The organism is Floridaenema evergladense BLCC-F167, from assembly GCF_041929205.2.
In the GTDB taxonomy this organism is placed as follows: domain Bacteria; phylum Cyanobacteriota; class Cyanobacteriia; order Cyanobacteriales; family Aerosakkonemataceae; genus Floridanema; species Floridanema evergladense.
Genome location: NZ_CM171625.1, coordinates 299,384 through 312,929, shown reverse-complemented (window position 1 = coordinate 312,929; position 13,546 = coordinate 299,384). Strand labels below are relative to the sequence as shown.

17 protein-coding genes and 1 pseudogene are annotated in these 13,546 nt (G+C 39.5%); 12 read left to right on the top strand and 6 right to left on the bottom strand.

Annotation, left to right across the window (positions count from 1 at the left end):
- Positions 1-21: 21 nt before the first annotated feature.
- Positions 22-366: a DUF1830 domain-containing protein gene (locus ACE1CA_RS01405; protein ID WP_413277857.1), complete on the bottom strand. Its 345-nt coding sequence runs from the start codon at positions 364-366 to the stop codon at positions 22-24.
- Positions 367-798: 432 nt separating this feature from the next.
- Here ACE1CA_RS01405 and ACE1CA_RS01400 point away from each other — a divergent pair, with 432 nt between their 5' ends.
- The 11 genes from ACE1CA_RS01400 (at position 799) to ACE1CA_RS01350 (ending at position 10,560) form a co-directional block, all read left to right on the top strand.
- Positions 799-2,367 carry a photosystem II high light acclimation radical SAM protein gene (locus tag ACE1CA_RS01400; protein ID WP_413277858.1) on the top strand — a complete coding sequence of 523 codons (1,569 nt, stop codon included), beginning with the start codon at positions 799-801 and terminating at the stop codon, positions 2,365-2,367.
- 216 nt (positions 2,368-2,583) lie between these two features.
- Entirely contained in the window at positions 2,584-3,954 is a 1,371-nt protein-coding gene (locus tag ACE1CA_RS01395; RefSeq protein WP_413277859.1) for a DICT sensory domain-containing protein, read from the top strand.
- Positions 3,955-3,962: 8 nt separating this feature from the next.
- The gene (locus ACE1CA_RS01390) at positions 3,963-4,667 is read left to right on the top strand and encodes a pentapeptide repeat-containing protein (RefSeq protein ID WP_413277860.1); all 705 of its coding nucleotides are present in this window, start codon (positions 3,963-3,965) and stop codon (positions 4,665-4,667) included.
- A gap of 57 nt (positions 4,668-4,724) precedes the next feature.
- Positions 4,725-5,138, top strand: a complete 414-nt coding sequence (locus ACE1CA_RS01385) for a hypothetical protein (protein WP_413277861.1) — start codon at positions 4,725-4,727, stop codon at positions 5,136-5,138.
- Between the two features lie 105 nt (positions 5,139-5,243).
- The gene (locus tag ACE1CA_RS01380; protein ID WP_486517613.1) at positions 5,244-5,660 is read left to right on the top strand and encodes a DUF4351 domain-containing protein; all 417 of its coding nucleotides are present in this window, start codon (positions 5,244-5,246) and stop codon (positions 5,658-5,660) included.
- 58 nt (positions 5,661-5,718) lie between these two features.
- Positions 5,719-6,630 carry a DUF4351 domain-containing protein gene (locus tag ACE1CA_RS01375; RefSeq protein WP_486517612.1) on the top strand — a complete coding sequence of 304 codons (912 nt, stop codon included), beginning with the start codon at positions 5,719-5,721 and terminating at the stop codon, positions 6,628-6,630.
- A 47-nt stretch (positions 6,631-6,677) separates the two neighbouring features.
- Entirely contained in the window at positions 6,678-7,130 is a 453-nt protein-coding gene (locus ACE1CA_RS01370) for a hypothetical protein (protein WP_413279047.1), read from the top strand.
- Between the two features lies 1 nt (position 7,131).
- Positions 7,132-7,506, top strand: coding sequence for a HEPN domain-containing protein (locus ACE1CA_RS01365; RefSeq protein WP_413279046.1), 375 nt, complete (start codon positions 7,132-7,134; stop codon positions 7,504-7,506).
- 259 nt (positions 7,507-7,765) lie between these two features.
- Positions 7,766-10,150: a hypothetical protein gene (locus ACE1CA_RS01360; RefSeq protein WP_413279045.1), complete on the top strand. Its 2,385-nt coding sequence runs from the start codon at positions 7,766-7,768 to the stop codon at positions 10,148-10,150.
- 36 nt (positions 10,151-10,186) lie between these two features.
- A complete protein-coding gene (locus ACE1CA_RS01355; RefSeq protein WP_486517611.1) occupies positions 10,187-10,315 on the top strand; it encodes a hypothetical protein in 129 nt (42 codons plus the stop codon).
- Entirely contained in the window at positions 10,312-10,560 is a 249-nt protein-coding gene (locus ACE1CA_RS01350; protein ID WP_413279044.1) for a type II toxin-antitoxin system Phd/YefM family antitoxin, read from the top strand. The genes ACE1CA_RS01355 and ACE1CA_RS01350 overlap by 4 nt, the downstream gene beginning before the upstream one ends.
- Positions 10,561-10,745: 185 nt before the next feature.
- Here ACE1CA_RS01350 and ACE1CA_RS01345 read toward each other — a convergent pair.
- The 4 genes and pseudogenes from ACE1CA_RS01345 to ACE1CA_RS01330 form a co-directional block, all read right to left on the bottom strand.
- Positions 10,746-10,940 (bottom strand): annotated as a pseudogene (locus ACE1CA_RS01345) (PIN domain-containing protein); the annotation flags it as partial.
- Positions 10,937-11,182, bottom strand: coding sequence for a UPF0175 family protein (locus tag ACE1CA_RS01340; RefSeq protein WP_413279042.1), 246 nt, complete (start codon positions 11,180-11,182; stop codon positions 10,937-10,939). The pseudogene ACE1CA_RS01345 and the gene ACE1CA_RS01340, both read right to left, overlap by 4 nt.
- 261 nt (positions 11,183-11,443) lie before the next feature.
- Positions 11,444-11,695, bottom strand: coding sequence for a UPF0175 family protein (locus ACE1CA_RS01335; RefSeq protein WP_413279041.1), 252 nt, complete (start codon positions 11,693-11,695; stop codon positions 11,444-11,446).
- Between the two features lie 57 nt (positions 11,696-11,752).
- Positions 11,753-12,295, bottom strand: a complete 543-nt coding sequence (locus ACE1CA_RS01330; protein ID WP_413279040.1) for a Uma2 family endonuclease — start codon at positions 12,293-12,295, stop codon at positions 11,753-11,755.
- 103 nt (positions 12,296-12,398) lie between these two features.
- On the opposite strand from ACE1CA_RS01330, the gene ACE1CA_RS01325 reads away from it, so the two are divergent.
- Positions 12,399-12,644 (top strand): hypothetical protein, encoded by a 246-nt coding sequence (locus ACE1CA_RS01325; protein WP_413279039.1) that lies wholly within the window; start codon positions 12,399-12,401, stop codon positions 12,642-12,644.
- Positions 12,645-12,652: 8 nt separating this feature from the next.
- On the opposite strand, the gene ACE1CA_RS01320 is transcribed toward ACE1CA_RS01325, so the two are convergent.
- Positions 12,653-13,540, bottom strand: a complete 888-nt coding sequence (locus tag ACE1CA_RS01320; RefSeq protein ID WP_413279038.1) for an nSTAND1 domain-containing NTPase — start codon at positions 13,538-13,540, stop codon at positions 12,653-12,655.
- Between the last annotated feature and the right edge of the window lie 6 nt (positions 13,541-13,546).

The window sequence follows — 13,546 nt, the reverse complement described above, 5'->3', positions numbered from 1 at the left end:
GCACAAGCTATTAAAACACTATTACCTTTTGAGTTGTACTAATTCCTTTTCCGCAGTTGAAGTACTATCTTCTTCCTTTTCTGAATCTTCATCTCCTGATTCATTAAGTTCCATATCGATGCGGAGAGTTATACAAGGTATTTTATCTGACAAAATTGCACTAGCCATCATACCTGTATGAACTTCAAGAACACCTTGTGGCATAGATTCAAAGACTAATCTTTGTCCGGGAAAAACTACTCGTTCAAAATGCCAATTTGGGAGGTTACTAATTCGTACAACCTGTATTTTACTGGTTGCATTCACATAGCAGCAAACGATACCATTTTTATAGTTGGATGGTAGGGGATCAAGAATTTGAGCCATAGGTACTAGGGAGATCTGCGAAAAACGGGTTACATTATTAAGGTTAACACTAGCGATCCCAGGAATTTGTAAATCCGACTACCAACCTCATAAATTTCTTAAATTTTTATTTTAAATATTTGGTAAATCTCTCTGTTGGTATAGGGATGGAAATATTATTTTGGTGTTTGTGTTGAGCGTCACTATTTGGTTTGTTTATTAATATAATAAGTTTTAATTATAACTTTGGCAAGGGGAAAGGGTAGGAAAACCTGTGGTTGGGGGAGTTGGGGAAGCAAAAATCTCATACCATTTGCTGAATTATGAGTGCGAGCAGTGCTATCGTAAAGTTATGTAAAAATTATAAATATTTACATAAAAGCGATCGGATCGTCTGATTAAAGTTCCAGCTTAGGAAAGCCAGAGAAGTCCTTAACTAGAGAGAGTCGCAGGATGGAAACTCGCATACTCTATGTTCGTCTCCCTTGTAATCCCATATTTCCGATTGGGGTTGTATACTTAGCGGATCATGTGCAGAAGTTGTTTCCGGCAGTGGAACAGCGGATATTTGATTTAGGAACGGTACCACCTTTGGATTTTGGTTCGGCGTTGGATGCTTGCGTAGATGAGTTTCAACCGAACTTGCTGGTATTTTCTTGGCGCGACATTCAAATTTATGCGCCAGTGGGAGGTAGAGGGGGAAACCCTTTACAACACGCTTTTGAGTTTTACTATGCCAAAAATCCTCTGATTAAATTGCGGGGGGCGTTGGGTGGTTTGCGGGTAACAACGGCTTACTATAGTGAATTGTGGCGGAATTTGGGTTTAATTAAGCGGGGATTGAGACGGGCGCAGAGGTATAATGCAGATGCGCGATCGATCGTTGGGGGCGGTGCAGTCAGCGTCTTTTACGAACAGTTAGGGAAAAGCTTACCTCAAGGAACGATCGTTTCTGTGGGAGAAGGGGAAGGACTGTTAGAAAAACTGTTGCGCCAACAAGATATTAGTAATGAAAAATGTTATGTAGTCGGAGAAAGTGCACCACGCGAAAAGTTAATTCACGAAGCACCAACTAACATTGAAAAAACCGCGTGTAATTACGATTACATCGCCAAAATTTGGTCGGAATTTCCATATTATCTCCAAGATCGAGACTTTTACATTGGCGTACAAACCAAGCGAGGTTGTCCTCACAATTGCTGCTATTGCGTTTACACAGTAATTGAAGGCAAGCAAGTCCGCATTAACCCAGCGGATGAAGTTGTAGCGGAAATGCGCCAATTGTACGATCGAGGAATTCGCAATTTCTGGTTTACTGACGCTCAGTTTATCCCCGCCCGGAAATTTATCGACGATGCCATTGAATTATTACAAAAAATCGTCGATTCTGGCATGAAAGATATTCATTGGGCAGCATACATCAGAGCCGACAATTTGACACCCAAATTATGTGACTTGATGGTAAAAACCGGGATGAACTACTTTGAAATTGGCATTACCAGTGGTTCCCAAGAACTAGTAAGAAAAATGCGAATGGGCTATAATCTTCGCACAGTCTTACAAAACTGCCGAGATTTAAAAGCCGCTGGATTTAACGACCTAGTTTCGGTAAACTACTCATTTAATGTCATTGACGAAACTCCAGAAACCATTCGCCAAACCATAGCTTACCATCGGGAACTAGAGCGAATTTTTGGAGAAAATAAAGTTGAACCAGCCATATTTTTCATTGGGTTACAACCCCACACTCATTTAGAAGAATATGCCTTCAAAAATGATATCCTCAAACCAGGATACGATCCCATGAGCTTAATGCCTTGGACAGCCAAAAAACTCCTGTGGAACCCCGAACCCCTCGGTTCTTTCTTTGGCGAAGTTTGCTTGCAAGCATGGCGACAAAACCCCGATGATTTTGGGCGCGAAGTCATGCGAATTTTAGAACAAAAACTCGGTTGCGCCGACTTAGAACAATCACTCAAAGCGCCAATTGAAAGCACCGAAAAACAACTACTCAAAGTCTAATAAAATCGAGTAAGGTAGGCATTAAGCTGTTCCGCATTTAAATTGGATTGTTTGGAAACAGAAGAAAATTCGTCTAATTCTCTCCCCTGCCCCCCTGCTCCCCTGCAATCTTTATAAGTGATTTAAATGCGTGACAGCTTATCTCCCCTATCTGCAATAAGTCTCTTTAATTTCCTTCGCGCTCTTTGCGTCCTTTGCGGTTTAATAAAAAAAACCATGCTACAAGGCTCAATTCTGCAAAAACTAGCCGATGCCCACAAATCCAGCCCCAGACCGCTGCGGTTTGGAGTCTACTACAAAAACACGCTGGTTGCACTCTGTCACGCTCTGGAAGACAGCATTTTAACCTCTAACACCTCCCCCCTCATGATTACCGCCTTTCAAAGGGGAAAGTGGTATCTGCAAGAAGCAGACAGATATGGTGATATTGCCAAAAAATCGCGGCAAATTGTGATTATGGCATCGCCCGACTCTGGTTTTGCAGAACATCCGACCAGCCAAATGTCAAATGTAGAGTTGGTGAGTTTGGAAACGATCGATCCCGTCGCCCAAGAATGGCATTTAATCATTTTATCGCCTAGCTACACAGCGATGGTACTTTGTCAAGAACTAACGCCACAAGATTATGGGGCACAAGGAGTACCAGAGGAAGATCGAGAACGGAAATTTTATGGGTTTTGGACATTTGAACCGGGGTTAGTGTTAGAAACGGTGGAATTAGCGATCGAACACCTAGCCAAATACAACCCAGAATTAGAGCAAAAATTAACCGCCCAAGTTAAAGAAATCACCGCCCAAGCTGCTAACGCCCAACAAGATAACTTAGGAGAAATTGTTTCTCGCGTCGTTGATTACTTGCAACATAGTCAACAAGATTTAATCGCCGAACAATTACAAGCTGCTCATCATGAAGAACTAGATATAAACTTAGTTTCCAACGAATTGCAAGCCTTTGTGAGAATGGCGCAATTAATGGAATTAGCTAATACTGGAAATCCAATGGCAACAGCAGAAATCGCTGCTTTAGCCGAAGTCATGGGGCAACTTTTAGACCTCCCAGCGTGGCAAATCAAACGGTTAAGATTAGCAGGATTATTGCATGGTTTAGTACCTTTGGGAGTAACAACAGTTACAGGTTTAGATGAAGCGCCTTGTTGTCCTTTAGAACCGAATGTCCAAGCTTTACGGAAGATGCCGAGGTTGCAGGCGATCGCACACATTCTAACCCATCAAACCGAATGGTGGAACGGCAAAGGTTATCCCGGTGGTTTTGCCTACTATGCTATACCCTTAGAATCGAGAATATTGGGATTAATCACTAACTTTGAACAACGAGTAAATCAACTCATAAAAGAAACAGAAAACCTGAGTAAATCAGAAGCTTTAACAAAAGCTTTAGGAGAATTTCAAGCCCAAGCTAACGAACGTTGGGACCCTAAACTAGTAGAAACTTTAGGCTTATTAGTCATGGGTTTACAACAGGGATTAGACTTGCAAGTTATTCCCCCAAAAGTAACAACTGGAATGTGGTTACTCGATCCAGAAATTGCCGAAGAATTACAAACTATTTTACAAACTAACAGTTAATTAAGCTCATGGATATTGCAGCCATTCGCGCCGGAAAAGTTAAACAATTGCCAGGAGCAAACTTAGAAGAAGAAGACCTTTCTGGCAGCAATTTAAGAGGAGTGAATCTCGCTGGTGCTAACTTAGTTGGTGCTAATTTAAGTGGTGCAAAATTAGAAAGCGCCAAATTAGAAGGCGCAAACTTATTAAGCGCTCAATTAGTAGCAGCAGATGTAAGAGCAACTCTGTTAGGTGCTAACTTAATGCAAGCAGATCTAACTGGTGCTGACTTGCGAGGAAGTAACCTCAGAGGCGCAAATTTAATGGGCGCAAAATTAACTCAAGCGTCTTTTGCAGGTGCTTTTTTAAGCGGTGCAAATTTGATGAGTGTAAATTTACAAGGAGTAGATTTACGCGCCGCCGACTTGCGAGGTGCTAATCTCAGTGGTGCGAATTTACATGGCGCAAATTTGAGCCAAGCAGACTTACAAGGGGCAAATTTAAGTAATGCCAATTTGGAAGAAGCAGACTTAAGAGGCGCGAATTTAACCGGGGCAAATTTAACCGGAGCAAATTTACTTTGTGCTGAGTTAGAAGATGCTAATTTGTACGCAGTTAGTTTAGTAGGAGTTTGCTTAGTTGGTACTTCTTTAGAAGCAGTAACACCGCCACCGCAGGAAGTAAAAATACCTTTGAAAATAGCAGAAATTGAGCGTAGTAAGATAGAAGAATAGAGTTTGAGATCCCCAACTTCTTGAAGAAGTTGGGGATCTGAAGATCGAGGAACTGCAATGACGCGATTCGTATACGATCAATTTGCTAAACAATACTTAGAAGAACTTCTCACACCGTTAGGCTCAGTAAAAATCAGTCGAGATGTGACTGCGGAAGTTCGAGAAATTGATGTTTTATTTGTACCTCACTCTCAGAATGAGAGCCTAATTAAAACATTAGGACTTTTGGGAAAAATAGCGGCAACTACTGCTATAATTGAACCGTATCGAAACCCGGTTAATAGTGATAATATTTGCAGTTGTATCGGCAAACTTTTCGATTTTAATGCCGAGTCAAACCGAGTTTCTAACCGAGAAGAGAAACAGCTTGTCTCAGGCGATCGCCCCCGGCTTTGGATTTTATCACCAACCCTTTCTAAACCCATTTTGGACAGTTTTGGTGCTAACTTAGAATTGGAAAACTTTGGTTAGGGGGTTTATTTTCTCCCGCCAGCGTTCCGAACTGCGATCGTCGTTATCCACCAACTCCCTAACACCCCGGAAACTCTCTGGCTGCGACTGTTGGGAAAAGGTAATGTGCAAAAAAGTGCGATCGCCCAATTCAACTCTCTACCCAACGCAACCCCATTTAAAGATAGCGTACTCGAACTATTATCGAATTTATTCGCTATTTTAGAAGCTCGTCAAGACTTAGATTCAGAAGATCGGGAGTTAATTATGCAATTATCACCATTGTATCTAGAACGAATTCAAGAGGCAAACCAACAAGGAATTGAGCAAGGAATTGAGCGAGGAATTGAGCAAGGAATCGAGCGAGAAGCTGTTTCTTTGGTGATGCGATTGTTGAATCGTCGATTTGGATCGATCGCACCCAACATAGAAGAACAAATCCGCCGTTTATCCGTGAATCAGCTAGAAGATTTGGGAGAAGCAATCCTCGATTTCCAAAGTGAAACAGATTTAACTAGCTGGCTTGAGAAAGTTAATACTTAAACATACAACTCTTCTATTTCTTTAATAGCTTCTATGATAGAGGGGGTGTTAATCTGCAATGACCAGATTCGTCTACGATCAATTTGCTAAACAATACTTAGAAGAACTTCTCACACCGTTAGGCTCAGTAAAAATCAGTCGAGATGTGACTGCGGAAGTTCGAGAAATTGATGTTTTATTTGTACCTCACTCTCAGAATGAGAGCCTAATTAAAACATTAGGACTTTTGGGAAAAATAGCGGGAACTACTGCTATAATTGAACCGTATCGGAACCCAGTTAGTAGCGATAATATTTGCAGTTGTATCGGCAAACTTTTCGATTTTAATGCCGAGTCAAACCGAGTTTCTAACCGAGAAGAGAAACAGCTTGTCTCAGGCGATCGCCCCCGGCTTTGGATTTTAACGCCCACCCTTTCTCAACCCATTTTAGACAGTTTTGGTGCTATTTTAGAATGGGAAAGTTTTGGTGAGGGCGTTTATTTTCTCCCGCCAGCGTTGCGAACTGCGATCGTCGTTATTCACCAACTTCCTAAGACCCCGGAAACTCTCTGGCTGCGATTGTTGGGAAAAGGAAATGTGCAAAAAAGTGCGATCGCCCAATTCAACTCTCTACCAAACGCAACCCCATTTAAAGACAACGTACTCGAACTTTTATCGAATTTGTTCGCAATTTTAGAAGCTCGTCAAGATTTAGATTCAGAAGATCGGGAGTTAATTATGCAATTATCGCCATTGTATCTAGAAAGAATTCAAGATGCGAACCAGCAAGGAATTGAGCAAGGAATTCAGAGAGAAGCTGTTTCCTTTGTGATGCGATTGTTGAGTCGTCGATTTGGCTCGATCGCACCCAATATTGAAGAACAAATACGCCGTTTATCCGTGAATCAGCTGGAAGATTTGGGAGAAGCAATCCTCGATTTTCAGAGTGAAATAGATTTAACTAGTTGGCTTGAGCAAGTTAACAATTAAAACCATTTTCTTCAATTTGAAGATAGCAAAAGTTGAGCATAGTAAAGATGAGCGAATCAAATACGCTGAATATTCAACTACCAAAAGAAGATAGCGATCGCCTAACCCAAGAAGCAAAACGCCGTCAGATCGATCGCACTACCCTAGCTCAGATTTTACTACAAAAAAGTCTGGCTAACCTCGATTTTGAATCCTTAGAAAACTTATATAACTTCCTCCAAAAACCCGAAGTTTTAGACTTTCTGGAAAAACACCCTTTCCTAATTCCCTTGTTGCTAGAAGTACACACCCAGATTCGCCAACATTTTCCCGATGCACCACTGTTTTTAGAATACGTTCCCGATCCAGAAATTGATCACCCCCATTTAGTTGTTTATATTGCTACCAACTTAGAAACAGAAGCAGCATTGGATAGGATGGATTTATTAGATGATTGGTGGGTAGAAGTGCCAAATAGAGGTAAAGGAAAGATGTTTTTTAACTTAGATAGTTTAGAATAAAATGACTTTTAATTGGTCGGAATATCTGAATTTAGCACGGGAACTTGCTGGTAACACTACTGAAGTTTCTAGTGAGGAGGCTAAACTTCGTTCAGCTATTAGTAGAGCATACTACGCTGCTTTTATGCAAGCACGGAATTTTTTAAGAGATGGCAATCGGTTAACAATACCCCGCGAAAAAACTCACAAATATGTTATCGAACAATTTCAGAATAGTGCTGATGAAAAGCGGCGAAAGTTGGGCGAAAAATTGCAGCGTTTACGGGATTTTCGCAACCAAGCTGATTACAATGATACTTTTCCAAAACTGTCATCAAAAACTGAGCAAGCTTTAGGTTTAGCTAGGCGAATCATTTCTGCAATCAATAGTTTATAATAATTTTAATACTTACTCTACAAGTGTAAATTTACCTTTCAGAAACTAAGGAAAAAACACGAAAAATTTTAATCCCCTTCAGATTACATTATTAAAAATAGCTAACTTAATCTACCCTAAGCTACCTTAGCTTGCAAAGTTAAAAAATTTCCGAAAGATCCGTGTTTATTCGTATTCACAGTTGGCGATCGAGAGATGTACTATTACCAATAAAGGTAATTCAGTATCATCAAGGTTCAGATTTCTGAAGATATCAATCATGGATAAACCAGATACTTTTTCGTTAAACCGTCGCCATTTCCTTAGTTATATTGCGTTAGGAACTATCAGTTTGCTCACAAAAGACTTACTTGATCCGGGTAGTGCGATCGCCGCTACCCAGGAATCATCCAACAGTAACTCTATATTAGAAAAGTATCATATTTTTGTTCCTTATGTAACAGCCAGAAACGGAGGAAAGCAAACAGTCAATCTCCGCTCAGGAGATATTTGCCAAATAGAAATTCCCTCCCGAACTTTAGAGAATCAAGAAATTACTATTAAAGGAATTGGTGAAAATGAAAACGATATTCTTGTAGTTCTTCATACTTTATACGATCGACAATTCAGAATAGCTGACCAAGTTTATCAAGAAATAGACAAAAATACCCAATTTATCGAAGAAGCAAGCAAAGCTAAATGTAAATCTGTTTACGAACAAGTTGAGAATGGAGAGTACCTTGACGATCAGAGTACCTTGGCTCTTCTAGATTATATTATTTCTACCTCAAATCTAGACCAGCAAATTAAAGAACGTTACCACATTGCTAGCACTAACTCCCGTCTTCTCGGAATTGAGCAAACCATTGAATCAGCATTATCTAAATCTAATTTAAAAGAGCCAGAGAAGAAACAAATTAGAGGAACTTACGCATACGTCCGCGCTGGCGAACCAGTTCCTAACTTTAAAGCACTGACAGACATTGATTCTATTGTTACCAACTCAGCACTGCCATTAGAAATTAAACAAACTTACTTTTTAGCTAGTACTCAATCAAGAGCCTTAACAGTTGACTTCATTATCGTAAAATTAATTGACGAAAGCAAAAATATCAGTGATGAAAAAAGGAAAATTTACCAATCAATTTATCAAAGGGTGCGCGAGGGCAAAAAAGTAGATGATGAAGTAAATTTGAAGTCCTTAGACGCATTTATAAACGATGCTGAAATTCCCCAAAATGCTAAATTCATTTACTCAATAGCAAAAGATCAGGAATTAGATACTAAACATCAAAATTTAGATCCTCAAGAAATTTCACCTCAAGTAGCCAAGGATCTTTTACAAGATGCTAAATCACAGTTGAATGCCGCTAGCAATGGAGCCAGAATTGTTCCACTAGCTAATAAAATATTGAGTACATTTGGAGTAGAAACAGCAACAGGTGTCAGCATTAGTAGTTTGTCTGGAGCAGCTGCTACAAATGCGACTTTAGCCTTTTTGGGTGGTGGTTCTGTCGCCGCAGGTGGTTTGGGAATGCTGGGTGGGTTAGCAGTAGCAACAGGAGGAGCCGCACTGATTGGAGCCGCCGGACTGCTGTCTATTGCATTAGTCTCGGAAATGGATGATAAAGATCGAAAAAATCTGGGAATTGCAATTGGTACAGGAACAATCGCTGGTGCTGTCAGCGTTTTAGCTGCTTGGACTGCTGCTACTGCTTTAGGAGTAGCGGGTACATTATCTGGTGCTGCTGCTATTACTGCCATCATTTCTGCTCTTGGTGGACTGAGTGTAATCACTGGCGGTGCCACTCTCATAGCATCAGTTACAGCATGGGCAATTTGGTCATTTCTCAAAGGGAAAAAGCAACGAGATCAATCTGTACTTCACCAGTTAGAAACTCGGACATATACTTTAACTGAAGATCCACTCCCAGGAACTTTGGGAGCATTTCTCAAAAATAAAATGGAGCTATACAATTTTGAGGAGGGTTTTTCTGCTCCTAATATTCCCTTAGATAAACTGTCCAAGGCTCTATCTAAATGGGTATTAATTAACCCTGACGAAAAGGTAATGGCTTTGATCGATACTAGTACTTGGAATGATGCAAAAGGAATTATTTTTACAGACAACAGAGTGATTTGGAAAAGAACATGGTCAGGAACTTATTCAAAAACTTATGCAGATTTAGCAAGATTTCTCAATATGGAAACCGAGTTAATCTCACTGCTGTCTGATGAACATCACAGACAAGAATTATCTAAGTTGGAAAAACTAGTATATATCTTATCGGATGATTATGCCAACGATTTTTATAAGATGCAAGAGTTAGTAAATCTTGTTTCTAATAACAAGATTTTGTCAGACTTCGTATCTAATCACGATAGAAATAAAATTTCTGATTTGAAAATCCTAGTGGATACTTTATCAGACTCACAAAAATATCATCATTGGTCTAATTTAAAAAATGCGGTAGATGTCTTAAATAGGGAAAACGATTTAAGAATAATTTTACCTTCACAATTAGCGTCACAACTATCTGATGTGCAATATAGGGAGGATTTGCTTGAGTTGGAAAAGTTAGTAAATATGTTATCTTCAGAATATGATAAGGCTGGCTTCGAGAAATTGGTCAAAAATATAGCTACGTTTAACAAAAGAAAATAGCGGAGCTACTCAGAATTTGTGCAGCTATTGTGAGAGATGACCTGCGAGTATTTTTACGATGTAAGCTACACTGATGAGAGAGTTGGAACCGTAGAAGTTCTCTGTATTAGAGAAAAATCTGAGGCGATGGAATGGTTAGGAGAATATGGTAGGAGAGAAGAATGAAACAAGTACCGATCGAAGAAATCAAAAATAACCTATCTGGCTACCTGGAAATAGCGGAAAAAGAAAGAATTGTGATTACTCGCGATGGAAAACCTGTGGGAATTTTGATTGGTTTAGAAGATACTGAAGATTGGTGGGAAGAATTATTGTTGCAAGATCCGCGTTTTCAAGCAGAAGTTGCACAAGCGCGTCAGAGTTTGAGAGAAGGTAAAGGTATTAGTATTGAGGAAATGAGAGCAAAATAAAAGGTTTAAGCATTTTTTGAATTGCGCTAACGTCTTCGTTTCATTTAACAAAAGAAGATAGCGATCGCACTCTCCCAACCTCATTTTACGGTAATGGACGCTGACGGATTTGCGATCGAGCAACGGTTTAACTGTAGAAATTAATCCTTGACTTTTAGCTTCTAGTAATACTCCTAAAACTCCAAAGTTGAATTTGTTGCTTCTCGCTTTTCAATCCACTCAAATGTTATTACTTCGATCGTCCCAGCAACCGGAATATTAGTTAACTCTTGATAAACAGCATTAGGAATAACTATCTGACCATAAATTTGTTGCAATAAACTTAACTGACCAATAGCAGCTAAATTATTAATCGGAGAAGTATTGCTCACAACAATCACAATCTGCCCATCTCCCGCAAAGTTTTGAGATCGGCTTCTAAATCTTCTACATCATAATGCAAAGGAATTTGACGACTCGCTAGTAAATGTTGAAATAAAAATTGATTCATTCCTGCCAGTTTGCTTGCTTGTCCTAGTGTTAATTTCTCTTTTTGAAAGAGCAATATAGCAATTTCTTGTTTTAACTCCTCTTCCGACATCCGAGTAGCTTGTAAAATTTCATCTGGAATAATCACACTCATAGTTGTTTAAACTGATAATCAACTATAGCCTAATCCTAGCATGGCTCACTATTATATTTCTCATATTATAACTGGCGATTCCGCAACGCGAATCGCACTCTCCCAACTCCCTTTCACAGTAATCGACGCTGACGTATTTGCGATCGCTCCACAACAATAAATCTCCCTGGCAAAGACAAACCTTCTACATTTAATAAACATCGAACAGTAGTTTCAAGTTTCACCTACTACAGCAATTAAGCTGCTATTTAGAAATAATGTTTAAGAACCTATTTGAATGGTACTAACATCTTCAGCTAAGTCTGATTCATTGTAATGACGATCGATATTTTTTTGTCCCAAAATTTGCTGAAATTCCCAGACAGATAAATTAGCCAAACGACGTGCTTGCCCAAAAGTAAAAATATTTTGGGCGTATAGCTGTAAAGCAATTTCTTGTAGAATTGCTTGTTCACCTTTACCTAGAGAAGCAGGAGATATTTCTAAAATAATTGGTTCAATAAATTTACTCATGCTTTACCTCTTTCATCTGCATTAAAAAAATCAAAGTCTCCGATTTTTACTACAAATCTAACTCAAAAGCCTTTCAATTGATACAGAAACATCAGGAAATGCTATTGGCACGATCGCACCATCAACAAAAATCTCCTCTAACAAATACTTACCATTTTGCGGATCACGAAACACAACCAATCTTTTCGCTGATAAATCTAGCACCCAATATTCTGGAATACCTGCAACAGCATAAATATTAGCTTTCAATTCTAAATCTTTTTTTAGGCTAGTTTTCGCAACTTCAATAAGCCAAAAAATATCTTTTGGTTCAGGATGGCGATCGTTATATTTTGACTCAGGTAATCTTACAATAGCAATATCTGGTTCTGGTTCCGAATCAGATAATGTAATCAGACCATTAAACCGAACTTCCGCCCTTCCTACCAGCAACTCTTCTAAATATCTTGCACCTCTTTTTGCCGTATTATAATGAAGCGGAGTTTCTGGACTCATTTCAATAATTTCACCTGCTAGTAATTCTACAGATCGATCGCGCAAAATCCCCGCCTCAATCATTCGATGATAATCATTTACAGACCATTTAGCTAAAGTCTTCATTGCCAAACTACTGCCTTCTAACCCACCTGACTAAATCTTATCTTTCCCAATCCCCAATTCTTGCAAAGATGTTACAATGCAGGCCAGTAATCCGAGATCGCACATGAACTTTCAGGACGTTTTGAACCAAGCATTGCAGCTTTCCACCTTAGACAAAGTGCGTTTAATTCAGCAAATGGCATTGAACATTGAACGCGAAGTCGGAGATAATAACTCTAACACACCGCAACCACCCGCTTGGAACCAGTCACAACCACCTGCTTGGACAGCACCCTCTGAAGGACAAAGGCTTTCTAATCAAGAGGTTGACCAAGCACGTTGGGAAGACTGGGCTAATTTCCCAGATTAAGCAACAATTTAGTTACCAAAAATCCAAAATTTCCCCTTAAATCCAGTTCTCGGTATTCCGCGAGATTTTTGGATAAACTTTTCTTTAGCCCATCCGAAACCTAGATTTTGCTGATGTGCTTCCCACAGTAAACTAGCAGCTAATTGCAATAACAAAGGATGACATCCACCCCACTTTCTAGCAAGGCGTTGTTCTTCCAAAGTTAAAGCAGCTTCACCACCCAAAGTTACAGGTAAACTCACTAATTCTCTAGCTTCTTCTTCAGTTAAGTTTCCCAACTTAATTACATCAGCTAATTGGAAAAAATTAGAAGTTAACTTGTAGCGATGTTGGTAATAGTCTAATTTTCTGTGGGAAGCGATCGCTAACATCAAAGTTTTACTATTCAACAAAAAAGACAAATTATCAAAAAATCCATCATTAAATTCCTGCGGATGATGAAACAAAGCTTCAAATTCATCTAAACAAAGTACAGGTAAAACTCCCTGTCTCTTCCACTCTCCCAACACCACCGAAAAAGTGTGGCGTTCAAAGTTTTTCACATGGAAAGGTTTAGTTAAAACTTTTTGCGATCGCACCTTCGGCAAATTATACAACTCTCTAGCGATCGTCAAATAAAACCCCTCTTCCCGATGAAACAGCGGACTGGACAAATTAAAATAAGCCACCACATAACGTTGTGGATTTTCTACCCTTTGTTCGTAAGTCTGAAAAAAATGATACAACAGTGAAGACCTACCAGTTCGACCTTTTCCCACCACATTTACACTAACAGGCGGCGAACTAGTCATCCTCATCGTAATTGCATCCAATTCCGCTTTACGTCCGACAAAAAACCGAGGATCGGAAATCATCGATCCAGCAAAAAATGGATTAAAAGGCGATCCAGATGTCATATTATC